The organism is Cernens ardua (assembly GCF_051251085.1).
Lineage (GTDB): Bacteria > Pseudomonadota > Gammaproteobacteria > Pseudomonadales > Halomonadaceae > Cernens > Cernens ardua.
Genome location: NZ_JBPCZH010000003.1, coordinates 235,960 through 261,116 on the forward strand (window position 1 = coordinate 235,960; position 25,157 = coordinate 261,116).

18 protein-coding genes and 1 pseudogene are annotated in these 25,157 nt (G+C 45.9%); 5 read left to right on the forward strand and 14 right to left on the reverse strand.

Annotated features, from left to right (window positions below):
* Positions 1–338: 338 nt before the first annotated feature.
* A complete protein-coding gene (gene pyrC, locus LMG33818_RS07740) occupies positions 339–1,388 on the forward strand; it encodes a dihydroorotase (protein WP_442322788.1) in 1,050 nt (349 codons plus the stop codon).
* A 104-nt stretch (positions 1,389–1,492) separates the two neighbouring features.
* Here the strand turns inward: pyrC and LMG33818_RS07745 are convergent, their stop codons facing one another.
* Complete coding sequence (locus LMG33818_RS07745) at positions 1,493–2,011, reverse strand: universal stress protein (RefSeq protein WP_442322789.1); 519 nt, start codon at positions 2,009–2,011, stop codon at positions 1,493–1,495.
* Positions 2,012–2,215: 204 nt separating this feature from the next.
* Entirely contained in the window at positions 2,216–3,742 is a 1,527-nt protein-coding gene (gene ilvA / locus LMG33818_RS07750; protein ID WP_442322862.1) for a threonine ammonia-lyase, biosynthetic, read from the reverse strand.
* A gap of 377 nt (positions 3,743–4,119) precedes the next feature.
* Here ilvA and rpiA point away from each other — a divergent pair, with 377 nt between their 5' ends.
* Both rpiA and LMG33818_RS07760 read left to right on the forward strand, forming a co-directional pair.
* Complete coding sequence (rpiA, locus tag LMG33818_RS07755) at positions 4,120–4,803, forward strand: ribose-5-phosphate isomerase RpiA (RefSeq protein WP_442322863.1); 684 nt, start codon at positions 4,120–4,122, stop codon at positions 4,801–4,803.
* A 193-nt stretch (positions 4,804–4,996) separates the two neighbouring features.
* Positions 4,997–5,221, forward strand: a complete 225-nt coding sequence (locus LMG33818_RS07760; RefSeq protein ID WP_442322790.1) for a hypothetical protein — start codon at positions 4,997–4,999, stop codon at positions 5,219–5,221.
* Between the two features lie 596 nt (positions 5,222–5,817).
* On the opposite strand, the pseudogene LMG33818_RS07765 reads toward LMG33818_RS07760, so the two are convergent.
* From LMG33818_RS07765 to LMG33818_RS07810, 10 genes and pseudogenes are all read right to left on the reverse strand, one after another.
* Positions 5,818–5,948, reverse strand: a pseudogene (locus LMG33818_RS07765) (transposase); the annotation flags it as partial.
* Between the two features lie 146 nt (positions 5,949–6,094).
* On the reverse strand, positions 6,095–7,282 hold the full coding sequence (locus LMG33818_RS07770; protein ID WP_442322791.1) for an MFS transporter: 1,188 nt from the start codon (positions 7,280–7,282) through the stop codon (positions 6,095–6,097).
* Positions 7,279–7,968, reverse strand: a complete 690-nt coding sequence (locus tag LMG33818_RS07775) for a DJ-1/PfpI family protein (protein ID WP_442322792.1) — start codon at positions 7,966–7,968, stop codon at positions 7,279–7,281. Before LMG33818_RS07775 ends, LMG33818_RS07770 begins: the two co-directional genes overlap by 4 nt.
* Positions 7,969–7,982: 14 nt before the next feature.
* On the reverse strand, positions 7,983–8,732 hold the full coding sequence (locus LMG33818_RS07780; protein WP_442322793.1) for a class I SAM-dependent methyltransferase: 750 nt from the start codon (positions 8,730–8,732) through the stop codon (positions 7,983–7,985).
* A gap of 14 nt (positions 8,733–8,746) precedes the next feature.
* Positions 8,747–10,078 carry a hypothetical protein gene (locus LMG33818_RS07785; protein WP_442322794.1) on the reverse strand — a complete coding sequence of 444 codons (1,332 nt, stop codon included), beginning with the start codon at positions 10,076–10,078 and terminating at the stop codon, positions 8,747–8,749.
* Positions 10,071–11,519 (reverse strand): L-tyrosine/L-tryptophan isonitrile synthase family protein, encoded by a 1,449-nt coding sequence (locus tag LMG33818_RS07790; protein WP_442322795.1) that lies wholly within the window; start codon positions 11,517–11,519, stop codon positions 10,071–10,073. The genes LMG33818_RS07785 and LMG33818_RS07790 overlap by 8 nt, the downstream gene beginning before the upstream one ends.
* A 1,414-nt stretch (positions 11,520–12,933) precedes the next feature.
* Positions 12,934–15,921, reverse strand: a complete 2,988-nt coding sequence (locus tag LMG33818_RS07795; RefSeq protein ID WP_442322796.1) for a DEAD/DEAH box helicase — start codon at positions 15,919–15,921, stop codon at positions 12,934–12,936.
* A 352-nt stretch (positions 15,922–16,273) separates the two neighbouring features.
* A complete protein-coding gene (waaA, locus tag LMG33818_RS07800; protein WP_442322797.1) occupies positions 16,274–17,569 on the reverse strand; it encodes a lipid IV(A) 3-deoxy-D-manno-octulosonic acid transferase in 1,296 nt (431 codons plus the stop codon).
* The gene (gene hldE / locus LMG33818_RS07805; RefSeq protein WP_442322798.1) at positions 17,562–19,001 is read right to left on the reverse strand and encodes a bifunctional D-glycero-beta-D-manno-heptose-7-phosphate kinase/D-glycero-beta-D-manno-heptose 1-phosphate adenylyltransferase HldE; all 1,440 of its coding nucleotides are present in this window, start codon (positions 18,999–19,001) and stop codon (positions 17,562–17,564) included. The genes waaA and hldE overlap by 8 nt, the downstream gene beginning before the upstream one ends.
* Positions 18,991–20,133 carry a glycosyltransferase family 9 protein gene (locus tag LMG33818_RS07810; protein ID WP_442322799.1) on the reverse strand — a complete coding sequence of 381 codons (1,143 nt, stop codon included), beginning with the start codon at positions 20,131–20,133 and terminating at the stop codon, positions 18,991–18,993. The genes hldE and LMG33818_RS07810 overlap by 11 nt, the downstream gene beginning before the upstream one ends.
* Before the next feature lie 111 nt (positions 20,134–20,244).
* Here LMG33818_RS07810 and LMG33818_RS07815 point away from each other — a divergent pair, with 111 nt between their 5' ends.
* Positions 20,245–21,156 carry a 3-deoxy-D-manno-octulosonic acid kinase gene (locus tag LMG33818_RS07815; RefSeq protein WP_442322800.1) on the forward strand — a complete coding sequence of 304 codons (912 nt, stop codon included), beginning with the start codon at positions 20,245–20,247 and terminating at the stop codon, positions 21,154–21,156.
* 77 nt (positions 21,157–21,233) lie between these two features.
* On the opposite strand, the gene LMG33818_RS07820 is transcribed toward LMG33818_RS07815, so the two are convergent.
* The gene (locus tag LMG33818_RS07820; protein ID WP_442322801.1) at positions 21,234–22,352 is read right to left on the reverse strand and encodes a glycosyltransferase family 4 protein; all 1,119 of its coding nucleotides are present in this window, start codon (positions 22,350–22,352) and stop codon (positions 21,234–21,236) included.
* 284 nt (positions 22,353–22,636) lie between these two features.
* Between LMG33818_RS07820 and LMG33818_RS07825 the strand changes: the two genes are divergently transcribed.
* Positions 22,637–23,698, forward strand: a complete 1,062-nt coding sequence (locus tag LMG33818_RS07825) for a glycosyltransferase family 9 protein (protein WP_442322802.1) — start codon at positions 22,637–22,639, stop codon at positions 23,696–23,698.
* Between the two features lie 88 nt (positions 23,699–23,786).
* Here the strand turns inward: LMG33818_RS07825 and LMG33818_RS07830 are convergent, their stop codons facing one another.
* The gene (locus LMG33818_RS07830; protein ID WP_442322803.1) at positions 23,787–24,818 is read right to left on the reverse strand and encodes an NAD(P)H-dependent flavin oxidoreductase; all 1,032 of its coding nucleotides are present in this window, start codon (positions 24,816–24,818) and stop codon (positions 23,787–23,789) included.
* Positions 24,819–25,157 lie beyond the last annotated feature (339 nt).

Consider the following 25,157-nt stretch of genomic DNA (forward strand, 5'->3'; position numbering starts at 1 on the left):
AAGTCAGGTTTACGTTTTTTCATTCCTGCTCCGAAGGCTACCGGGTAGGCAACATCAGTCAACAAGCGTAAAGAAGGGTGAGAGTGGCACGTATTAAACCATACGGGCACTATTCCTGTTGCAACTATTTATAGTTCATTCGTTACATTGTGCAAATTCAATCGTGCAAAAATGTCAGCAGCCTTTTAAACGTTTACTTGTGTGATCGTGTAAAATCCCGAAATAGGCACAGGTTGATCAGGTTAGCAAGCCACTTTCCATTGACCGCGCCTCATCGCTCATCCGTTTGATTTGCACCGACACCACTACTAGCATCGACACCACAAGCGAATACCATCATGTCAAACTCATCCCCTCTCCAGCAGCTCACTATTCATAAGCCTGATGACTGGCACTTGCACCTTCGCGATGGCGATATGCTAAAAACCGTACTCCCTAGCACGAGCGCTCACTTCGCCAGAGCTATCATCATGCCGAACCTGGTTCCTCCGATCACGACTGTGAACGATGCCATTGCCTATCGAGACCGTATTGAAGCAGCCATACCCGCTGAAAATAATTTCACACCATTGATGACCTGCTATTTGACAGATAACTTGGCTCCTACTGAGCTGGAACGTGGTTTCAATGAACATGTTTTCACCGCAGCCAAACTGTATCCGGCCAATGCAACAACCAATTCGAGCCATGGGGTCAGTGATATTTCAAAAATACACGCAGTTCTTGAAACCATGGAGCGCATAGGGATGCCATTATTGGTGCATGGTGAAGTGACCTCACCGGACATCGATATTTTCGACCGTGAAGCCGTATTTATCGAAAAAGTACTTGAGCCCTTGCGCCGTGATTTTCCGGCACTAAAAGTGGTGATGGAACACATTACAACAAAAAATGCGGCCGAGTATGTACAAAGCGGTAGTGAAAACCTCGCAGCGACTGTCACACCCCAGCATTTACGACACAATCGTAATGACATGCTGGTAGGAGGTATTCGCCCCCATCTGTACTGTCTACCCATTCTGAAGCGAAATATTCACCAAACGGCGCTTCGCAAGCTGGTTGCCAGTGGTTTTGAGAGAGTCTTTCTCGGGACGGATTCGGCTCCGCATCCTCGCCATGCGAAAGAATCTGCCTGTGGATGTGCAGGTGTGTTCAATGCCAATGCTGCCTTGGGCGCCTATGCAGAAGTATTCGAGGATGAGGGGGCTCTAGACGCTTTTGAGGGGTTTTGTTCACTCAATGGCCCGCGTTTCTATGGCTTACCCATTAACGAAGAAAAAATCACGCTAGCCCGGCAGGAAACGTCTTATCCCGAGCAATTGGGAGAGGGAGACACGCTTGTCCACCCCTATCTGGGTGGTGGCAGCACTCGCTGGGGCGTTATATAACACATAGTCACTTCGATTATAAAAAAAGGGCCAACACCGTGCAGGTGAGGCCCTTTTTGCTGGAAAACCATATTGACGGACTTAACGGCTAATCACTGTTGGTATCAGTCCTTTTCATTGCCCTTTCCATTACCCTTTTCATTTGTTACACGAGTCGTTAAAACCGGTATCGGTGATGAACGCACGATATATTCCGCGGTTGATCCTACCAGCATACGGCTCAGGCCACTGCGACCTTGAGTTCCCACTATAATCAAGTCCGCATCAAATTCCTGCGCTTTACTGATAATGATCCGTTTGGGTACGGCATTGCTAACGACACGCGTCTCGACCTCGGGCCAATCTGCGTCGGACTCACCTTCCTTCGGGGAAAGATAGCGTGCGACAAACCGGGACAGACGTCCTTGAGCGTCTTTTAGAAGTTCCTGGTTGATTTCATCAAGATCCGCAATTTCAGCAAAAGAACTGATATCAACGTCCTCCCCCTGCGTAATCGGCACAGTGACATGGAGAACAATCAGTTTCGCACCGGATAAACCCGCAATAGAAAGTGCCAATGCAGCTGCGTTGGAAGCACTTTCGGAAAAATCAGTGGCAAGCAGGATACGTTTGAAGTAAATCATGAGAAACCTCCCACGAGATTAATGATATAAGGCGTAGCTCTTGTGCTATAGGCGAAGACCGCCCTTATTCGGCTGAAAGAGTGTTGCCTACTTACAACATGACTGCCATGCGACGAAAGGTTAGAAAAGCGAGTGAGACATGAGAAACAAATTGCCCCAATGTTTCACGTGAAACATCGGGGCAATTAGCATCCAAACAGGATCCTAACGAAGGAACAGGCTATAGGCCGGGTTATCCGTTTCATTCCAGAAGCTGTACCCGATAGTATCAAGCAGTGATTCCAGGCCCTCTATCTCATGACTCGGCACATAAAGCCCCGCTAGAACACGGCCATAAGCATCACCATGGTTACGATAGTGAAAGAGAGACAAATTCCAGCTCTCGGGCAGATGATCCAGGAAATTCAGCAAAGCCCCCGGACGCTCAGGGAACTCGAAACGGTACAGGACTTCTTCCAGATCCCCTGTGGTATCCTGAGGACCACGGCCACCGCCAATGTGACGCACATGCACCTTGGCAAGTTCGTTATCCGACAAATCCTCAACAGGATACCCCGCGTCACGCAGTGAGGTAATGATATCCATGCGATCCTGACCATTGGGCTGGACCTGAAGCCCAACAAAGATCCGAGCTTCCTGAGGATCAGAATAGCGATAGTTGAATTCCGTCACCATTCTGTCGCTGATAATACGGCAGAAGCTTTTAAAGTTGCCAGGCCCTTCCGGGATGGTTACCGCCAGAATGGCCTCACGTTGCTCACCTATTTGCGTACGTTCAGCAATGCCCTGCAACCGGTCAAAATTGGTATTGGCACCGGAGTTTACACAAATCAAGGTTTGGTCTCTTACACCATCACGCTGTACATATTTTTTCAATCCCGCCAATGAAACGGCACCTGAAGGCTCTGCCAAACCGCGGGTATCCTCGAAAATATCCTTTACTGCTGCACAAATCTCATCAGTGGACACGGTAATCACCTCATCCACGCACTCTTTCGCCACCTTGAAAGGATCTTCACCGATACGAGCGACAGCCACACCTTCCGCAAACAGGCCAACTGTAGGCAGATTGACCGGCTCACCGGCATCCAGCGCTGCCTTGAGGCATGCTGCGTCCTCGGGCTCAACCCCGATCACGCGAATATCCGGATGAAGATATTTGATATAAGCTGCCATACCGGCAATCAATCCACCACCACCCACCTGTATAAATACGGCATCGATAGGCTTCTGATACTGCCTAAGGATTTCCATTGCTACCGTCCCCTGCCCAGCGATCACGTCAGGATCATCAAAAGGAGGCACATATGTATAGCCATATTCCTGTTGCAGGTGCCGAGCATGTTCCAACGCATCATTGAACGCATCACCATGCAGTACCACTTCAGCACCACGTGCTCGAACTGCCTTGACCTTGATATCTGGCGTAATTTGAGGCATGACAATCACGGCTTTGACACCCATTTGCCTTGCTGCCAATGCCACCCCTTGCGCATGGTTACCTGCAGAAGCGGTAATAACGCCTTTTTCTCGTTGCTCAGGGGAAAGCTGCACCATTCGGTTGTAGGCACCTCTGATTTTAAAGGAAAAAACAGGCTGTAAATCTTCTCTTTTAATCAGCACCTGATTATGCAGACGTTCAGAGAGAAGTGGCGCAGACGAAAGAGGTGTCTCAATCGCAGCCTCATAAACCCGGGCAGAGAGGATTCGTTTGGCATACGATTCGAGCATTGAGCTTGCAGACATGATGAACTTCCAAAACTGACCCGTACCTGACGGGTGAACAAGGCTGTTTAAAAAACGGTAATTGAATATATATTATTTCGACAATACGTGATTTTTGCTCAATCATCCATATTTTAAGCAGTTACTGCTTTCGTCTAACATCTGTTTCATTCGATATGATTCACTTGTGAGGCCCGTCGGTTCTATAATTGGGCTACTCATACAGGTTTACACCGTGCTAAATCATTACATGTTCATGCCATTAGCAGCTCATGCCAATGGCCTATCTGCCGCATGAAGATGTTTGATCGTGCGCCTCTCTTTCATCACCCTGTCATTTCCATGGCAGAGGTCTATCGGAGCCGTTAATGTCTAGCCCTAAATTGACTCAGGATGATTTAAAACGCCTGGTTGCTCAGGCAGCACTGGATGAAGTTGTTCCCTCATTGCAGAAAGACACCATTCTCGGTATTGGTACCGGCTCCACAGCGGCCTTTTTTATCGAGGGGCTGGAAGCACATAAGCACAAATTTGCGGGCGCCGTATCCAGCTCCGATAGAAGTGCAAAGCTTCTATCCGATATGGGCATTGACGTTCTACCTCTCAACAGTGTCGACAAGATCCCGTTTTATATCGATGGCGCAGATGAAATCAATGGCGATCTTGAACTGATAAAAGGGGGGGGTGCGGCATTAACCAGAGAGAAAATCATTGCAGCATGTTCGGATACGTTTATTTGTATAGCAGACGACTCTAAACTCAGTGATCAATTAGGGCAATTCCCCCTCCCGGTAGAAGTTATTCCCATGGCGCGTTCATATGTTGCGCGTGAGCTCGTCAAACTTGGCGCCTCCCCTATCTACCGCGAGGGTGTTGTGACTGATAATGGAAACCAGATCCTTGACCTGTACGACTTCCCGATCGCCAATCCGAAGGAAACCGAAGACCGTATCAATGCCATTGTCGGCGTAGTATGCAATGGGATTTTTGCGCATCGCAAAGCCGATATAGTATTGGTAAGCCACCCGGATGGTGTTCAACGTATGGATGCAACTCCCACGGTATAGGGCTCTTCCCAGATGTCACTATCATTCGTGACATTACTCATATATGGGTAGCTGTGGGACGCGTAAGTGCAGGGCATTTTGATCTGCAACAATTGACATTTGACAGACATCAGGAAAGCTCTCTATCCCCATGGATAACAGAGTCATGTCTGAAAATGACCATTTTTTATACTTTTTGTACGAGCCTTGAGCAATGATGACTCAGATCACATCTTTAATGCGTGTTTCCAAGCATCTAGCATCGATCCTGATGCTATTACTGATAGCGACTCCCGCTTTGGCCGCACGCGAGGCTCGGCCGGAAGATATCGAATATTGGCACACTCAGGGTCCGTGGGTTATTTTCGAGCTTTGTGTGGGAGGCGCCATCTTTATGTTGATTATTATCTGGTGGGTATCACGTAACAGGAAAAGATGAACAATCTCAAAATCTCTTATACTATTAGATGCTCTGAATAAAGTGCAACAGCTTAAGAATTAATTTCTCCAATCACCATTTACCTTAGGTTCCGCATTCAATTATCTAAGTCAAAAGCTGCCAATTTAGCAAGAAGGTGCAATAGTAATCCTCCGTTTATAACAGGGTTGAAAAGTAGAGATCATGCGGCTGTATTTAGCCGCTGATTCGTCATCATACCATTAGAGCCCATATGTGGTCTTTCGTTGTTATACTTCTACATCCAGTCCGTGGCAAATTCTCGGATATGATCAAGGTCTTTCCAATAGTACTGTGGGAACCATTCATACCGCACGATCCAATTGAACCCACCTAAGCATTCTGTTGTGGCTTGCCGGGTTGGATATAATTCAAGGCAATGCCATACTTTTTCACCCATTCGATAATGTCCGTACCGTATACCGGGCGTTATCGTACCGCATGGCCAGCGGCTTTCCTCGCCGTTCAATGATATGCTCCAGTGGTCGGATCACTCGGGGCGTTGGTAGAGGTGGGCTTATTCTTTTTTCGAGCGCATCCTCCACGGTCACGACATTGATCTTCTCTTCAACGTACATCTTGTGCAGCCGGGCATTCTCGGCTTTCAGCTCCTTCATGCGAGCATCATCGATACATCCATACCGCCATATTGGGAGCGCCAATTGTAGAAAATGGTCGTGTTAATGCCTAGATCGCGGCAAAGGTTTGGCTGTCGGTGAAGCGTGTTTTTTCATTGTGTAGAACTCTTATCCTGATAGTTATTCTACTTCTCAGCCCACTTATTCAGTGGGAGGATTACCCAATAAAAGCTGAGCTTAAAGCTATTCATTAAACAAATAAATCTATAGACCTTTTCTAGTTAGCCCGTTTAATAGCAAAAAACCACCATGCGTTGAAGCCAATACCTACCAACAAGAAAGGAATCATAAGCATATTAAGCCTAAACCAACCTAAATTTGTAAGAGCTGTAGCTGCAACCAGCGATGCTATTGAAGAAAAAAAGTAGCGTAAAGTCTCACTAGCCGTCTGCGCCGATCGCTTCATATTTATATCCTCTCCTTGAGATAGTAGTATTGAGCTAGTAACGAAGCTTATATTCCAACCTATTCCTAGTAATGCGAGTGCCCAATAGTAGCCTGAGAGATTATAAATCCCAGACAATCCCAATATCGATGCCAGTAGCATTAATAAAATGCCCATACTTAAACTAGTAATAACGCCAAGTTTGCGAAAAGTAAAACCAGCAATAAGTGATGGAGCAAACATACCAACCAAATGCCATTGCATCACTCCAGCACTATCAGACGTTGTCCAACCAGACTCCACGATTGCCAATGGAGCTGCGCTCATAAGCAACATCATCACCGTGGTGGCTAAAACACCATTGAAGGTTCCTACTAGAAAAATAGGCTGCTTCAGCGCTTTAATAGAACATCGTATGGAAATTGTCGTTCTCTCAACGTAGGTAGGCCTAGCATCAACACTGTACCCAATTGTTAGTAAAGCAATGCATAGAAATGTTAATATTCCCACTATCAAATAGGAACCGACGTAGAGAGAAGAAGGCCATAAATTAGCCCCCCAAATAGCCAGCATAGGTCCGAAAAAAGCAGCAATTACGCCACCGGCTAATACCAATGATACAGCATATTGTTTCACGTCAGTTGGAACCAAATCACCAGCAGCTAACCGATAGAACTGAGCAGAGGCTTGGTAAGATCCAACGAGGAGACATCCTAAACAAAGCCCCCAAAAGTTATGGTCCCATACTGAAGCAGCAGATATAAAAGCCCCACATGTACCGATAATACAACCAGAGATGAGAGCATAGCGTCTCCCATAATTGCGGATGTGCCATCCTAATATAGGCATAAAAATCGCACCACCAACAGTTAGTAATGCAAATGGTACAGTAGCCAAATCAGGATGAGAGGTTAATGATTGTCCTGCAAGACTAGTGATAGTCAAATCAACAGAAATACCCGCAGTAAAAAGAACTTGGCAAAGAACTAAAATCCAAACCTCTTTAGGTAAAGAAATCATAGCTTCTCCAATAGTGAGGCAACTTTCTGGGTAGTCTCCAAACGTTGGATTTGTCGCTCTCTAGCGCGATCAATGAGACGGGTTATCCGCTCTGGCGTCAGCAACTTACTAAAAGACGATGGAGGAGTGGGATCATACTCGATACTAACTTGAACATCTTTGGCGACTTCATCGCCAAAATAAATTCCCAAAACCGTTAATGCAAAGTCAATACCCGAGGAGACTCCTGCTCCAGTGATGCGATTACGATCACGCACAACCCGTTCTCGAACTGGAACCGCCCCTAAAAGCTCAAGTTGAGAAAGTGACATCCAATGACTAGTTGCACGATACCCCTTTAACAATCCAGCTGCTCCCAAAACTAAAGAGCCTGTGCATACAGATGTAATGAAAGAAACTCGTGAAGCTTGAAATCTGATGAATTCAAGTGTTTCACTATCATCCATCAGATCAATTTGACCACTCCCCCCCGGCACACAAATCATATCTAAGGGAGGAGTACTGGTGAAAGTTTTGGTCGGATTAATAGACCAACCCGCCCCAGTTTTAACAGGATGAAGAGATTTCCAAATCAAATGAACATCACATCGGCCACTAGCCGAAAAAACTTCCGCAGGACCGGTTAAATCTAATTGGGTGATGCCAGGGAATAATAGCATACCGATTTGCAGTTTTTTTGTATCCATCAATATGATCCCTTTTATTTTAGATTTCCTATATATAATCGAGTTGTGAGATCAAATGGCACCTTTCCATTAGATTGGTATTTATTAAAAATTTCTTTGGCTTTCTGGATAAATAATTTCTGCTCTATAGTTCCTTTCGGAGGTGCATATGAGAGCGATAATAAATTCCCAATCATTTCATCTTCATTAATTGAAATTATGTTGCTTGCATCGTAATATTCGTATTTATTTTGAAAAAAATCTTCGACACGTCTATCCAAATGCGACCAATGAACTTTCATCCTTTTATAATTTGGAGCAAAATTATCAAGAAGAGATTTATAAGCCTTCATAAAATCCGTTTCAGAAAAGTTACGTGAATTCCAAACTATCGCAGTTTGACAACTATTAGTTCCGATTCGTTTAAATTCAGCACGAGTTGCTTTCGGATCAACCCAATGAAATGCCTGCGCCATAGTTATAAGATCAACTGAGTTATCTAATACTCCAGTAGACTCAGCTGTACCTTCGATTACCCGAATTGAGGCTGATTTATTAGCTTTTTCTAACTCAGCACGCATACCCACATTAGGTTCAATAGCTGTTACATTATACCCCGCCTTATTTAATCCCATAGAAAATATACCCGTTCCAGCGGCAATATCTAGCGCATCAGCCGGAGGAGAAACAAAAGATTGCAGCACACGATATATATAATCAGGGTATGAGGGACGAAATGTTGCATATGCTCCAGCTACGTCTGTAAAAAGACTTGTTGTATCCATATACTGCTCCATTTTTAAGAAAGTTCAATATCATCAAAGAGATTAATATGCATGAAAGCCTGCATAAAATCTTTAAATGGTAACCCTGTAACGGCCAAAGGAGTATCAGAAAGCCTAGGTATATAAACCAGCGCAGTAACATCTTTCATAAGATATAGAGAATCAAAAAGAATATTTCCATCCTTTTGTATACATGCTGTCAAGTGTTGGGGTAGCGTTTTCCCATAACGACGCCCTAGTAACTGCAAACACGGGATATCCAAATGGTCTTTTTTTTCAATTACAGTGAGAAGTATAGGGCTATCGTTATGATTACTTCTACGTGGGGCTCTAACAGTGACACGGCCCAAACGTATATACAAATCAGCTGAGAGCTTCGAGATTTCAACAAACCAATCACAGGCAACTTTTAATGCCTCTCGTGATAATGGTAAATCTATCATATCGATATTGATAGTCGGATTAGCTATTAAAGCAATAACAGTACGGATGAAATTCTTTTTCAAATCTTGTGAAGATGTTATTAGTGATTCTTTTATAATGGATGGAAGTAATATGCCATGAGCATGACCTTGCTCGATGACTCCATACCAATCAATAGCAAAAATAGCAAAACGAATATCTTTTTCTGTGAGATGAGGAACCTTTTCCATACATTTATCGACATTAAGTCTTGCCAATATCTCATCCTGTGACCAATAACTTTGTATTGAGTCGAACTCAATTTCAGTATTAGGGGATAACCATTTAGAAAATTCTTGTCTCTTTTTATTATATGCTGTATCCATATAATTACGGATAAACAATGCTTGACTAAAACGCTGCCCCCCCGTAACAACACGTAACGTAACCTTTTCATCAATTAGGAGTTCTATAGCTCTCACAAGTGCAATAACTCTAGCAATAGCTATGATTTCTGCAAAATCAGCATTACCACCAAGTGTCCTTAACAAACCAGCATCACGTTTTGCCTGCCCCCACCCTAATTCTAGAACCAATTTCTGATTATTAGTTAATATACTTATTAATTTTAGTTGTATACAACTTACATCTAGACTACCACAATTAGAAATAAAATGTGAATTGCGGAAAAATTCACTAACTAGTGCCGCCTTTCTTCCTATAGAGGTGTCCAGCTGCTGATAAATGCCCGAGTTAGATAATGCATCTTTACTACTAGCCGCAATTTTAGCGAATCGCTTAGCTGATATTATTATTTTATTTTGTAGACGTTGGCGTAGTAACTCTGCTTCAACATCAGAAATATTATAGCGCTTGGTATGAACAAAAGGGAGTAAAAACTCTGACGATTGAAGTTTTTTCCACAAAATGGGTGAGCTAGGCATCAGTAAAGCTCCCAGATAAAGAATCATAAAGATCATTAATATTAGCCGGCACATAGCAAAAAGGCTGGTCTAATATCTTCATCCTTTTTATGATATTACTATCATAATTATTATTTATTTCACAAGATGACTTTTCAAATAGAACTGGAATTTCTTTGTCTGACTCACGTTCAATACGATATTCAGATGTTATTTTAGTTCCTGTTTTTGTAAACTTTAACCCGCCAACTGAATGCTGAGAAGTCATTGCAGGAAATCTTGAATTAGTAGGCCTAATTTGAATTTCATCCGGTTTACCATGAATAGTCAGTTTTATTCCTTCGGGTTGCAACTTATGCCAAATATCGAGTTGGCGATCCGTGAGTGAAATTGCTACATACTTTAAAGCCGCATTCCATACTTCTAAAATCATTGATTCTACAAGAGTAGATCGGGACGTAATTTTGCCTATATTTCCTTTTAACTCTAAATTTAAAATTGCTAAAAATTCGGTAAAATTTTGCTGGGCGACATCATCTCTTTGTATTAAACAAAACCCCAAATTTTCAGTTTTATAAAAAACACTACTAGCAATTGAAAAAAATATATAGCGCAATTCGGAGCCATGAGACACATTAGACACTATATGATGAAAGCTTTTTTTCAAGTCATTGGGGCTAAAAAAAGATTCAGATTGTTTATACAAAAAATGATATGTATCTAAAAACATAGCCTCTCTAAAATCTTTTTTTTCATCCTCGATAGTGTTAATGACTGCTTTTTCATAGTCTATTACTCTAATATAGTTATCTATCCCAAGTTTTATCGCCCAAAACTTTAAACCCTCTTGATAGTCAGATATGATATTATCTGGCGTTCCACACGCTCGCTGATACTTAAATCCATCTGCATAAATATCAAGATGAACATCATAGTCATACATCCAAGATAATAATTTAGCCAACTCGGCACAACGCATAAGAGAATGAATATCTCCTATATCAGGAAGATGCCCTCTATTTTTTACTGGTGATATAGGCTTCCGAGAGAACAAAGGGAGGCCAATTGATAAAGTTAATGAATTATTGTCCAAAAATTTCAATTTTTTGTGTACATAGGATCTAGAATTTTTATCAGCAGCAACTTTAATTATTTTAGAGTCAAATAAAATCTCAGTAGCAATTTCTAATGCTCCTGCTTTTTTGACATTATATATAGAAGAATTGCGAGTAGCTCTCATTGCAGCATTCGTTAAACGATGAGCAACATTCCGCTCCATCAAATTGACCAGTTGAGGAATAGTTTTTTCAAAAATAAATTCAGTGGAAACGGTTAAAGCTTTTTTTCTAAACTCACAAGCTGTGTACAATAGATCTTTTTTTCTTTCCGCCATATCAAGAACCCGATTACCATTTGTAATTGGAGTGACATTTCCAAGAAATTTAAAATCTGTCGCTTCCACAATCCCTCCTATACCTTGATGGTTAAGATCTAGAACTACATGTTAACTACAATATGAGAATACATACTCAAAAAAAACATTTTTTCAAGTATCCACTACTAAAGTTGTAGAGAGAAGAGGATGTTCAACCAAAATTAATTACGTATATTTATCTTAAATTTAAGAATATTATGGGGTTAATGTTAATGCTCCTATGCTGATAGATTCTTACACTATACTTAAAAAGTATGCAGTCAAATAGTACTTCTACCACTAACTTTATAGGCCAAATATAATTTATATTTAAATATCCGTGTGACCAGCAGATTTGAAATTCAGTATAAATTGTCGCTCAATAACATTATCGGTAATAAGCCTCTTCTATTCTTCATACTTTTGTATAACCAAATTTATATAAATACTATCTACTAAAATATAGCATGACGGAGTTTCCGCGAAGTAACAATGATTATTTACCCTATCCTAATTCGAAAAGACTAAGACTGAAAGTGTCGAAGCCAAACCCTTCAGAAAAGGCTACCTTGAGTAAGCAGTCGTATAAATGAATATTAAGCACCTTTGAGTCAAGGCCTACCGGTCAAAGAGTCATCAAAGATGGCCCTATATCTTATGGAACTTGCCCATATAAAGTGCATTAACGTAAGGGTCATCCGCAAGTGGCTTGCCACATTCGGTAAGAAGGCTTGGCAGGGCACGGTAATTGTAGTTTTACTCCCTGCACCTGCCTGCATAAAAAACCGGATAGTACTGCAATAAAAAGTGATTGTCCTGTGCCGAAAATATCCTGCCTCTCGCCAGTTCTCGATAGCATAAAAAGGGATGTACCCTGTATCCTTAATTAAGCTGGACTTAATCAACCTCCCAAACTTGATTCACTACATCCAGTCAATCGTAACGAACATGAAGCACTTGGCGGCATGTTGAAAATTGATATCGAGAAATTGAGCGAGTTTAAACGATCCAAGCACCGAGTCACTGACGTCAGACAATTACTCACATGGTTTACAAATCGGGAGTATGTGCATGTAGAGCCATAGATGTTTATTCTCGTGTGGCACATGTCACAACCCAGACGGATGAAACGACAATGATTACATGGGAGCCCTTATTGCAATAATTACTACACTATCCTCAACTTGGTTGTCCGTATCAAACAGTCCTGACTGATAACTATGCCAGTACCATTCTAGAGAATTTGCTTGAATATACTATCAGCCTGGTCTGAAAAACCGCTTTGCTCGGCACCGTAAATCACGAGCGAAAGGGAAGACCAAACGATTCACGCAGACATCTTTATATACATATGCGAGAAATTACATCCACTCATTGGAGCATGGTGAAGCTCTGATAGAGTGGTTATACATTATTACGATTATGAGAGGAAGCTTAGTGAAATAGACTAACCAAGCCTCAATCAGCTGGAAGCAACCAACGGCGCAAACAGCTCTTTAAGCGTCGCAGTATCCATGGACCAATCCAGGCCATTCGCGCCTTCCAACAGAGTATTACTCAATGCAGCCTTACGTTGCTGGATGATGCGGATACGCTCTTCTACTGTTCCGCGGGCAATGAGTCTGTACACAAAGACGTTTTTGTCCTGACCAATGCGGTGGGCCCGGTCAATCGCCTGATTTTCAACGGCGGGATTCCACCATGGGTCAAATAGAATGACCGTATCTGCTGCGGTGAGATTTAGCCCCGTGCCACCTACTTTCAAACTGATCAGCATAATGGGCGACACATGCTCTTGAAACGCCTTGACTGGCGCACGACGGTCTACTGTGTCTCCTGTTAAAATCTGGTATCCCCAATCACGTTCGTTGAATGCCTGCTGAATAAGTGCAAGCACAGAAGTGAACTGGGAAAATATCAGTATTCGTCGACCAGCTGGCAGCATGGTTTCCAGCATTTCCAATAATGCATCCAATTTTGCGGATACATGTATCAAAGGATCATTCAGCGATTCAGAGGTATCGAAAGATGTGGCTGCATCGTGAGGTTCATCATCGTCCAATGCAGGCTCAAGTGCTGTCTCTTCAGAGTAGAGACGTGCGTCACAACAAATCTGACGTAACCGTAACAAGGCTTCAAGTACAAGCATGCGGAATGCATTTTGCCCCTGCTGCCCCGCTACTGACTCAATACGCTCCAACATCTCCCGACGCAGGGATTCATAGCGCTCACGCTGTTCGCCCAGGAGCTCTACACGCACGACCATTTCATTTTTCTCGGGGAGATCGGAAGCCACTTCATCTTTGGTGCGACGAAGCAGATAAGGGCGCAAGCGTGTTAACAATAATTCCAATCGTACTCGGTCACCCTGTGTTTCGATAGGTTGACGGAAACGACGAGAAAATTCATCAGCACGCCCCAATAGCCCCGGCATCAAAATATCAAATTGCGACCACAGTTCGCCCAAATGATTTTCAACGGGTGTACCACTCAAGCAAATGCGCATATCAGCCATTAACCGATGAGCAGCCACCGCGGTACGACTGACAGGATTCTTCAACGCCTGAGCTTCATCAAAGATCACGGCACTGAATTCATTTTGAGCCAGTATGGCATCATCTCTCACCAACACCGTGTAGGAAGTCAGAATAACATTGTAGCTGCCAAGAAAATCATAATGCTGATGCCTGACATTGCCATGCTGCAAAAGAACCTTGAGTGCTGGCGCAAAGCGCGCCAACTCATCTTCCCAGTTAGCAAGCAGACTGGTGGGAACGACAATAAGCGCTGGTTTATGTAATCTTCCCGCCTCATGCTCACCCAGAAGAAAAGCAATGACCTGTACCGTTTTACCGAGCCCCATATCATCCGCGAGCAAGCCGCCGCCGCCGATTTGCTGAATACGTTTCAACCACATCACGCCCTCTTTCTGGTAGGAACGTAACGTTGCATTCAGCCCTTCAGGCAGCGCCATATTCGATGCAGACTCACTCTCGGCTTGATAGGACTGCATTTCTTCTTGTGAAAGGTCTGCAGGCCACTCGTAATCTTCATAGGTCAATGGTGACAAGCGATGCATTTCGAGGCGTGACCACCGCAGAGCTTCGCCATCAGCATAAGCCCCAGGGTCTAAACGCAACTCATGAAAAACCCGCAATAATTCTTCCAGACGAGTAAACGGTAAGGCCAGACGTATGGCAGGATGTTCAACCTCAGCGGGAAGCTCCATAACAATGGCAGAATCTTTACTTCCATTCTTTAAATGTTCAGTCGAAAAACGTTGAGGGGAGCGCTGGATAGCACGTGCAAGCACAGCACGTAGATTGATCTTGCGCCCGCCCGCTCGCACACCAAAGCTGATATCGACTGACATCTTGTAGCGCTGGATATCGATATACCATGCATCAATCGGGGTAATATCAAAAGCAAAATCAGACTGAATAACAATATCCCAGCCTGCCTCACGGAGTCGGGGCAGCCCATCTCGCACAAAAACGAGCCAGCCATTTTCTACTGTCATCTCATAGGCATCGCCACAATTTTCACTTAGCGCCTCACTACGACGTTTAGCCAGCTTAAAGCCCCAATGACGTAACTGCTCGATGGCCCTGTGTTCCCCTTTTTGATCACGCTGAACACGCCAATGTTGCCCGTTTTCCCTGACTACAAGAGATGCAGGAGATTCAGCCGAAACACGAAATCCACCGTAATCAAACGCCAAGCCTGCACGATGCCGGTGGCGTGTCACCATATTGCCGCTACGGGGTTGATAAACACGCTCACGATGACTACCTAGTGTCAGCCCTGGCACCATGGCAAAGCGATCACGACTAGCCTCAGACAGAGGGGGAGGTATTACGCCGCCTGCCTCACAAAAGCCAGTACGCAACGCCTCAGCCTGCTCCACATTCAGCAAGTCATAGGCATGGTAATGCGCTAGAAGATCATCGTTCAGGCCTGTCGCCAAAAGCCCTATCTGACCATGCACAAGGTCAAGATAATGAGGAGACGCAAAGGCAAGCAAACGCTGAAAAGCATCCGCAGGATTATTGGCTAGCCACGTCAGTCGATAATGTTGCTCATCTCCGCGGACAGCCTGCCAATCAAAACGTACACGCCTTTCATGACCGGTGGAAAGCACCATGCCATCCACGTTATGGAGCATAAGGCGGCCGGCCTCCAGGAGAAGATGCAAGGCTTCAACTCCATGAATACCATCCAGACGCAGCCGGCTTTCATCCCCTTGTAGGCGAGATATAGCAGATAGCCTTTCATCCAGCTCAGTGCTTCGGCCAAATTCCGAAGTGATAGCGATAGATTCGAATCCTTCGATCGTATCGTCACGACGACGATACACCCGGAAAGCCTCTACCAGCGCCAGATCATCTTTACCATAGGGAGCCAACACATATTCGCGCTGCGCATCCAGTGAGACAAAACGAGAATTCATTGCACACAACCAAAGTGGCGACAATCCTGCCCCCACACGATGAAAGAATACTTGCGCCCAAGGTGAGGGCCTTAAACTGCCCTTAGAAAACCTTAAGGAAAACCGAAGCTTTCAATCCTAGAGCCAATCACCCCCAACATACAAGCACAAAAATGTAACCAAACATGATTACTTATAACGTTTTGTCTATCGTAAACAAGAAGGAAGAATAAGACCTGTGACACGCCTCTGTCATCTGGATTGAGATGCATCGAGCAATCACGGAAGATAATCGACAGTGAAGATGTTTCACGTGAAACATCCTTGAATAGTATGCAAAGACCGCATCATGTACTTGTTTTTGTGACGGCCGCTAATCAATTATTTCGCTTTCGAAATTTTCCTTCTTCTCAGGGTGAACGAGCAGTAATAACCGTTCTCTGATTCGCTCAGCGGCACCACGGTTCGCCTCTACAACCTCATGGGCCGCCTTTCCCATGGAGGTACGCCGATCGTTATCATCAATAAGACGCAGCACCTCATCTGACAAGGTTTTCGCATCCGAAACGATGTGAAGTGCATGGTGCTCTTCAAGCTGATCTGCCACCTCACGTATATTACTGAGCTCCGGTCCACTGATTACCGGTAAACCCATGGCGGCGGGCTCAAGCAGATTATGTCCCCCTACCGAGACAAGTGAGCCTCCCACAAAAGAGATATCAGCACTGTTATAAAGGGTCAGCAGCTCACCCATGGTATCTGCCAGATAGACGCTTACCTCAGAAGGAATAGGCTCGTTCAGGCTCCGTCTTGACACTCCAAGCACGCCGACGGACTCTTCACATTGCACAGCAACCTCATCAAATCGCTGAGGATGCCGAGGTACCATGATGAGCAAGGTATCCGGATGAGATTGCAAGATACGTTTGTGCGCATCCAGCACGATGGCTTCTTCTCCCTCTCGTACAGATGCAGCAATCCACACAGGGCGAGGTCCGATCTTCTGCCGTAAGGCTTTACCCTTTTCGATCGCTTCAATTGGTACTACAACATCATATTTGAGTGCTCCTGCCACGGTTATGCGCTTGGCTGGCATACCCAGGGCACGAAAACGCTTGCCATCCTCTCCACTTTTTACGGCCACCCAATTGATGCGAATGAGCATGGATTCCACCAATGAATGGAAGCGCAGATAACGATGAAAAGAACGCTCACTGATACGCGCATTAATGAGCGCAATGGGCACATGATGGTGGGCAACGGCATGGATCAGGTTTGGCCATAGTTCCGTTTCTACAATGACCAGCAGCTCTGGATCCAGCCTTTTTACCAACCTGCGGGTGGCGCGAGGAAAGTCCAGGGCAACAAAGTGATGCTCCACCGAATCACCAAATAGTTCAGCCACACGCTGAGCGCCTGTCGCCGTCATGGTCGTAATCACCATGCGATGGTCAGGGTTGTCCTCCATCAGCGCACGGACTACCGGCACAGCAGTCATGACCTCCCCTACAGATGCTGCATGCACCCATAAAACCCGCTGATCGGGATGAGTATTAACCCAACCGAGCCGTTCTTTTCGAGAGCGATCAGGAAGTTGTTCATGCCAGACACGCTTCCAGACAAAAGGAGACAGTGCATAGATCAATGTATTGTAGAGAACCCTAGCCACGGTCTTCCCTTGAACGAATTTTATGAATAAGTGAAGTGGTAGAAACGCCCTCTTCAAAGCCAAGTACGCGCACATCGCCCCCGTGGGCGAGTACCGCCTCATGCCCGGCAATGTCTTCTACCTGATAATCGCCGCCTTTAACCAATACATCGGGCAGGATTGCTTCAATCAAACGGGCGGGGGTATCTTCACTAAAAGGAATAACCCAATCCACCGCCACCAGAGCAGCAAGGACACGCATACGCTGGTCCAACGAATTCATGGGACGCTCGGGGCCCTTCAATCGACGTACTGACGCATCATCATTCACAGCAACGATCAAGCGATCTCCCAATCGCCGTGCTTCTTCCAGATAACTGACATGGCCTGAATGTAAAATGTCAAAGACACCATTTGTCATCACGACCCGCTCACCGCGTGACTGAGCCATACGTACCATGTCGGTCAGTACCTGTTCATTGACTGATGTATTATCAGGAAGCAATCCGTATTCGTGTAATGCACCATAGAGCTCGATCATCGTCAACGTGGCAGTGCCCGGTTTTGCTACAACAAGTCCGGCAGAGAAATTGGCAAGACGTAATGAATTTTCCATGCTTTGTCCACTAGCCAGTGCCAGACCAAGCATGCCGATAACAGTGTCCCCTGCACCTGTCACGTCATAGACTTCACGTGCCTGGGTAGGAAGATGAAAAGGAGCATGCCCCTCTCGGATCAGAACCATACCTCGTTCAGATAACGTTACCAGAAGCGCTTCAAGCTCAAGCGCTTGACGCAATGTTTCCCCTTTGTCGAAAATATCCTGATCTGTGGCGCAAGAGCCCACTACCGCCTCGAACTCACTCAAGTTGGGTGTCAGAATACTGGCGCCACGATAACGGGTGAAGTCTGTCCCCTTGGGGTCAACCAATACACGCTTGCCCGCCTCACGCCCCAGTGAAATAAAGCGCTGGACATCTGCCAACGTGCCTTTACCGTAGTCTGACAGTATCATCAGATCGTGCTGCTTCAGCCCCTCTTCTACCAGCGCAGCCAATGGCGTGGAATCAACGCTGTGCAAAGGCGCCTCGAAGTCAAGGCGAATCAACTGCTGATTACGGCTCATGACACGCAGCTTGGTAATGGTGGGAACATCTGAGCTGGCGTGAAAACGTGGCTCAACACTGGAAGCCAAAAGAGCGCGTTTTAACAAATGCGCATTTTCGTCTGCCCCCACTACCCCCATTAACGTGCTTTGTGCCCCCAGGGACGAAATATTCAACGCCACATTGGCAGCACCGCCTGGGCGGTCATCACACTCATCTACACGAACCACGGGTACGGGTGCTTCAGGGGATATTCGCGAAGTAGGCCCATGCCAATAACGATCAAGCATAATGTCACCGACAACAAGAACACGGGCCGCATCGAAGGCGTTGATATCAATCTTCACGATATTCTCCAGCTTTACTCTCATGATAGGGTGAGGCATCAGAGTCAGGCTCCGTCGCTGACAAAAGACGATCAAGTTGCGCACAAACGTCTTCAGGAGTAATAAGGCTCATGGCTTCAGGGTGACGAACACGCGTCCCCCAGGCCACTTGATCAACTGTTGTATTCATGTATTTCCGTACCGCATCGGGATAACGATTCACTACGTAGTTACGCCATAAATAGGGTGCTGCACGGTCAGGGTTCGTCGTAGCATAAAGGCCTATAACAGGCGTTCCCAGGGCATTGGCCATATGGACAGGGCCTGAATCGGGGGCAATAACCGCACGGGCCTGACGAATAACAGCCAACAGCCCTTTCAATGTTGTTTGACCCAATATATTCACCGGTCGAGCATCGCCAAGATCATTACAAAGAGACTTGATACGCTGCACCATTTCTTTCTCGACAGGACTATTGCCTCCAGTCAAAAAAGTAGTCAGACCATATTTCCGCCAGGCATAAGCAATAACGGCCGCATAACCTTCCGCAGACCAATTTCTGAAATTGCGTAGTCGCGGATTGGCACAAGGACTAATAACAAGCGCCTTTTTTCCCTTCAAGAGATCATGCGCTTCCTGTTTCGCCCCGTCAGGGACAGAAATACCCCAATCGAGGCGCAAGAGCTCTTGATGAGCATCCAGCCCCATCGCCTGCGCGAAATCCATAAAGGACTCGAGCACATGAGCATGTTCATGCGGTGCAATTCTCGCGTTTGTAAAAAGGGTTTGCCAATCCTTGGCTCTTGCCTTGTCATAGCCCAGGCGAACATCCGCACTGATCCCAAGGGAGAGAAAACTGGCTCGAATGGATTGCTGCATGTGCAAGAGGATATCGAACTTGCGCGAATTCAACTCGCGCCACAGTTTACGCATTCCATTGAAACCGGAGGACTTGTCGTACACAACCAGCTCGACCCCTTCAAGCCCACTCAGTAAACTGTACTCAGCCTTTCCCACGATCCAGGTAATACGTGCTGTAGGCCACTGGCGTGCAATCGCACGCACTGTCGGCACCAGATTACAGACGTCACCCAGCGCGGAAAGGCGCAATATGCATATCTGCTGCGGCGCTTGGGGCAAGGGTTTGTTCATTCAATAACCATGCGTGTGTGTGTAGGCACGTATTCAAGAGCAAGTCAGCGCAAGTAGCAAGGTGCTGAACACATTCACTACTAATCACGAATCATTGCTGACACCATGCTGATGAAATACCTAAAAGACAAGAATGCCATTATTCTATATGAATTTGACTCACAATATGAATTCACTGCTCAGGAAGCATCCCAATCTTCTGAAAGTCGCGGCTATCCGACAGTTTCATTGGTTTGGCAGCACGCCGTCATCACGCTTGATGAATCGTTAGCGCCTCATCAGACCACACTTGACCAGCTTTTTACGCCTGAGTTTTGGGAAAAAAGGCAAGCCATCATACGCAGGGCTCCCGGTAGGGGCGAAAGTCTCTTCATCTGCCCCGAACAGCTTTTCTCATCGCAACATGTGATGTACGAACAAAGCACACCTCAACGTCATGATCAGAGGGAAGTGTGGGTACTACGCCCGTATCGCAGGGGCGGCATGATCGCACGCTTTAATGCACAGCGTTATTTGTGGATGGGCATCGAAAGGACCCGCGCCTTCAAGGAATTACGATTGACCAACACCTTGCGTGAGCAAGGGCTATCTGTACCGCAAGTGCTCGGTGCCTGCGTCTGGAAAGAAGGACTAACCTACGAGGCAGCACTGCTGAGTGTTCGCATCCCCGGAGCCCTGCCGCTCGCCGAAAAAATAACAACCCTGGTTAATTCAACTGATCAGGATCCAAACACTTTGAGGACACTACTTCAGCATGTAGGTAGTATCATACGGCAGGCACATGATCTTGGGCTGGATCATGTAGATTTGAATGCGCGTAACATTCTTGTTGATAACGATATGCAAGCATGGATTATTGATCTGGATCGCTGCCAATTACGTTCTGGGAAAAACCACAAAAGAGATAAAATACAAAAATGGCAAAAAAATAACCTTGAACGATTGGGCCGTTCGCTTGAAAAATTTGTTCCAGGGCAAGGAAACGCCCTGCTCAAGCAGATAGAACAAGGCTACTATCGTTAATATGAGAACGGGATGCCACTATGTTCATATATAGCAAAATAGCTGCATCCATTTTATTTTGCCGTCATGATATTTATTCACATCCTGGTAGAAAGATAAATCCTCTCCAGCCCTTCAAGATGCTTTTCCAGCGTAAACATCTCCTCTACACGCTGCCGCCCACGTCTCCCCAGTTGGCTGGCTTCGTCGGGATGTTCAACCCATTGCTGAATGGCCTTGCTCCATCCAGTGGGATCATCTGGAGCCACCAGTTTACCGACACCCTGCAATATTTCAGGTAATGCACCACTGTCGCTACCAATGACAGGGCGACCAGCGGCCATTGCTTCGATCGCAGCGAGCCCGAAAGCCTCGTTTCTGGAAGGGACACATACAATATCCATCGCTGCCAGCCATTCAGGAAGGTCTGCCTGATAACCTGGCATAATGACTTGCTCTGTGAGCTGCTCGTTTTCGATGGTTTGCTTCAGTTGTTGGACATAGGCTTCGTTACTCCCATCGCTAGCGTGTAGCCCTCCCAGCAAAATACCGACGACTGGTGAAGGTTTCGGCAAGGCGGCTATCGCCTTTATGAGTGTCATTTGCCCTTTCCCCGGTGTTATCCGGGCAGCCACAGCAACTGCCACTTGCTCATGTGAAATACCCAAGGCCTGTCGAAGTTGGGCACGCTGAGCCTCGGGAAGTCGAGCTGGATACTTTGATAAATCAAGCCCCTGGTACAGAAGAGACAATTGCGACTCGGAAACGGGTAAGGCCTTGCGATTACGCGCCAATGTTTCACGACTGATAGACAATACCTTGTCCACTTTGCTGTATGCCCATCGATGATACAAATCATGTTTGGGTTTGCTGACGCCCATATGCTCAGTGAATATCAATCGGAGGGAAGGCATAAGTATTTTAAGAACAGCTGCCAGCCGAAGATCACTGGATTTATGGCAATGCACAATGCCTATATTGTGTTTTCGTATCCACTTCCTGATCGACAAGACATGAATTAAAGCCGTATTGACTGACTTGAAAACCAGATTATCCTCACAGCACTCAGCGAAAGCGGCTGATACGCGGCTCCCTTCCAAAGAGAGGCCAAAGACACGCCATCCTCTTGCCTCAAGTGCGGGCGCAATCCGAACAGGATACATCTCCAAACCGCCCCAGCCCCGTGAAAGACATACCTGTAAAACCCCTGTGCGCATTTTTCATCAACCTGTGTAAATGCTAACTATTATCCCACGCCCTGAATTTCCAGCACACATGTATACCATCAGCATGATTCACTCTTCAGCAAGGCCTTATGCCAAACCACTGCCAATTAAACCACGATTCATACGTACCAATTTCATGGCCATAAAAGCCTCTTGGTACCATGAAACGATATGAGTCATAGAACATTCAAATCTAATCAAGACCATGAAATAAAAGCCCTATTCAGGTAAGGTATAGCCATGGTTATAAACAGAGACCAAGGAAAGCTAATTGAATGAATATCTCCCACCGAATACTCGTTATACGTAATGACAAACTGGGAGATTTCATGCTTGCGTGGCCAGCACTCAAGACGCTACGTGAGTCCTCGCCGGAAAATCATATCAGCGTCCTTGTCCCTGAATATACAGCAGATATAGCACGCATTTGTCCCTGGGTAGATGAAGTCATTATTGATCCGGGCAAAGGGCACAAAAAGCAACTCTTAAAAAACCTCAATGAAGAACGTTTCGACGTCGTTCTAACTCTTTACTCAACAGGTCGAATAGGAAAGGCCATTTTTCGAGCTGGCATTCCCTTGCGTATTGCCCCGGCCACTAAATGGGCCCAAATATTCTATAACGTTCGTATCACTCAACGCCGATCACGTTCGGAAAAACCTGAATACGTTTACAATCAGGAAATGGCCGAATATTTAACTACTCGTCTTAATCAGTTTCACGCAAGTGCAGAACCCCCCTACTGGCCGCTTGCGGACGATACAAGAAACAAACAAATCCACCGGTTGGCTGAAGAAACCGGCCTGGACACTCGAAAAACCTGGTGGTTTTTCCACCCGGGTAGCGGAGGATCAGCCGTCAACCTAAGCGCTGACCGCTACATCGAACTCATTCAAAAAATTACTGCCAGCCAAATACCCTCCCTCCACAAACCTATTCAGTGGATTGTTACCTGGGGGCCGGGGGAAGAAAAAAACGCTCGACACATCCAGGAAATGCTTAAACAGGCCGGTATTGATGCCTACCTAATGCCACCAAGGCCTAAACTGGATGAGTTTGCCCTGACATTGAGTGCCGGTAGCGGCATGATCGCAGGTTCCACAGGCCCTCTGCATATTGCAGGATGCCTTAATCTGGCAACCATCGGTTTTTATCCAGCCAAACGTTCCGCAACAGCCCTACGCTGGCAAACCTGTAATGAGCCATCCAAGCGATTGGCATTTAGCCCGCCTTCCCCGTCAAAGCATGCGCCAACCAAGACAATTTCAAACGAGATGTCGCTTATCGATTTGGATGCCGCAGTACCGCAATGTATTGACCTTATCAATCGCCACTGAGAACACCCATCAATGGCTGTGTATCGCTCCGCGATCAGGGAGCATGATTCGCGTGCACACTCAATGGCGAATGTTTCACGTGAAACATTCAATCACCCGTCAGTTCTTCAATCAATTCCCGGACTGATATATCACGCACCCGATGCACTCCATCGCCAGCCCATAAAGACAGGTATTCAGCATTCCCCAGCCGTTTACCCTGTGCCCGCAGAGCGGCCGTTAAGGCGTTTTGTACCGGGTAATCAGGCACCTGTTGTGCTATTTTCTGCAAAAATCGGAAAGCGTGATTGGGCAATCCTTTGGCAAGTCGCCCGCTAAAACCACGCGTAAATTCAGGCGCACATTGAGCATTCATCAAAGCCTGTTTGTACGCAGGTGGAATACCACTTTCATGCGTTGTCAGGAATGCTGTCCCCAATTGTGCTGCCTCTGCACCTAATGCCAGATAGTGCTGAATATCTGCCGCTGTCATGATTCCTCCAGCCACAATCAGCGGTGTCGTGGTTATTTGTTTCGCAGCAGAGAGCAGAGCATCGAGCGGCCAAAGTGCATCTTCGCATCGTCCTGAAAAGGTACCACGGTGGCCTCCCGCTTCCTTACCCTGCAAAGAAATGGCATCGACGCCAAGGCGGCTCCATGCAATGACTTCATCCGGATGCGTGGCCGTCCCCACCACTCGAATATCACACGCCTTCAACGCCTCGACCTGTTCGATTGATAAAATACCAAACGTGAAACTGGCAACGCTGGGACGACTATCCAATACTGCTTCAAATTGTTGTTCGAAGGGTTGGCACCAGCGGGCGGGCAACGGAGGGGCAAGTGCCAGTTCATCGTATAAAGGCTGCAACAATCGAATCGCATGCGCCACGGTATCAGGAGAGGGGGCAGGCACTTCCTGTATAAACAGATTTATTGCAAATGGGCGCTCTGTTAATGCGCGAATAGCCCGTGAGGTATTCACAATCTCTTCAGGCGATAAAGATGAACCTGCCAGGGAGCCCAGTGCACCCGCATTTGATACAGCAGAGACAAGCGCAGGGGTAGTTGCGCCGCCAGCCATGGGCGATTGCACAATAGCGTGTATCACTCCCAGAGATTCAAGAAAAGAAAGAGCCATAATGAATTACCCTACATGAATACTGGTTAATGTGTGTTCAGGTTTTAACAAAAGAACATGAGACTCTATCGTCCGAATATTTTTCAACATATATCGTACCGCTCTCTAGCACCTGGAAATACACTATTTCATACCTAATGACCCGCTTTTTGAAACAATACTTATGCTATGTTGTTAAATACAAGGTTGTTAAATACAAGGCTACTCAGTACGCAGTTATTAATTTCTGGGGTATCAAGCATAGGTCTTTAAGGATTTTTCATATATTCCGGCGTCATAACATCATTGGCCTACCAACACCTTCAGGCCAAAAATATCATACGGAAGCAGTGAGTCATT

Coding starts and splice junctions, on each gene's coding strand:
- pyrC (WP_442322788.1), top strand. CDS start 339: ATGTCAAACTCATCCCCTCTCCAGCAGCTCACTATTCATAAGCCTGAT.
- LMG33818_RS07745 (WP_442322789.1), bottom strand. CDS start 2,011: ATGATTTACTTCAAACGTATCCTGCTTGCCACTGATTTTTCCGAAAGT.
- ilvA (WP_442322862.1), bottom strand. CDS start 3,742: ATGCTCGAATCGTATGCCAAACGAATCCTCTCTGCCCGGGTTTATGAG.
- LMG33818_RS07760 (WP_442322790.1), top strand. CDS start 4,997: ATGATGACTCAGATCACATCTTTAATGCGTGTTTCCAAGCATCTAGCA.
- LMG33818_RS07770 (WP_442322791.1), bottom strand. CDS start 7,282: ATGATTTCTTTACCTAAAGAGGTTTGGATTTTAGTTCTTTGCCAAGTT.
- LMG33818_RS07775 (WP_442322792.1), bottom strand. CDS start 7,968: ATGGATACAAAAAAACTGCAAATCGGTATGCTATTATTCCCTGGCATC.
- LMG33818_RS07780 (WP_442322793.1), bottom strand. CDS start 8,732: ATGGATACAACAAGTCTTTTTACAGACGTAGCTGGAGCATATGCAACA.
- LMG33818_RS07785 (WP_442322794.1), bottom strand. CDS start 10,078: ATGCCTAGCTCACCCATTTTGTGGAAAAAACTTCAATCGTCAGAGTTT.
- LMG33818_RS07795 (WP_442322796.1), bottom strand. CDS start 15,921: ATGAATTCTCGTTTTGTCTCACTGGATGCGCAGCGCGAATATGTGTTG.
- LMG33818_RS07810 (WP_442322799.1), bottom strand. CDS start 20,133: ATGAACAAACCCTTGCCCCAAGCGCCGCAGCAGATATGCATATTGCGC.
- LMG33818_RS07815 (WP_442322800.1), top strand. CDS start 20,245: ATGAAATACCTAAAAGACAAGAATGCCATTATTCTATATGAATTTGAC.
- LMG33818_RS07820 (WP_442322801.1), bottom strand. CDS start 22,352: ATGCGCACAGGGGTTTTACAGGTATGTCTTTCACGGGGCTGGGGCGGT.
- LMG33818_RS07825 (WP_442322802.1), top strand. CDS start 22,637: ATGAATATCTCCCACCGAATACTCGTTATACGTAATGACAAACTGGGA.
- LMG33818_RS07830 (WP_442322803.1), bottom strand. CDS start 24,818: ATGGCTCTTTCTTTTCTTGAATCTCTGGGAGTGATACACGCTATTGTG.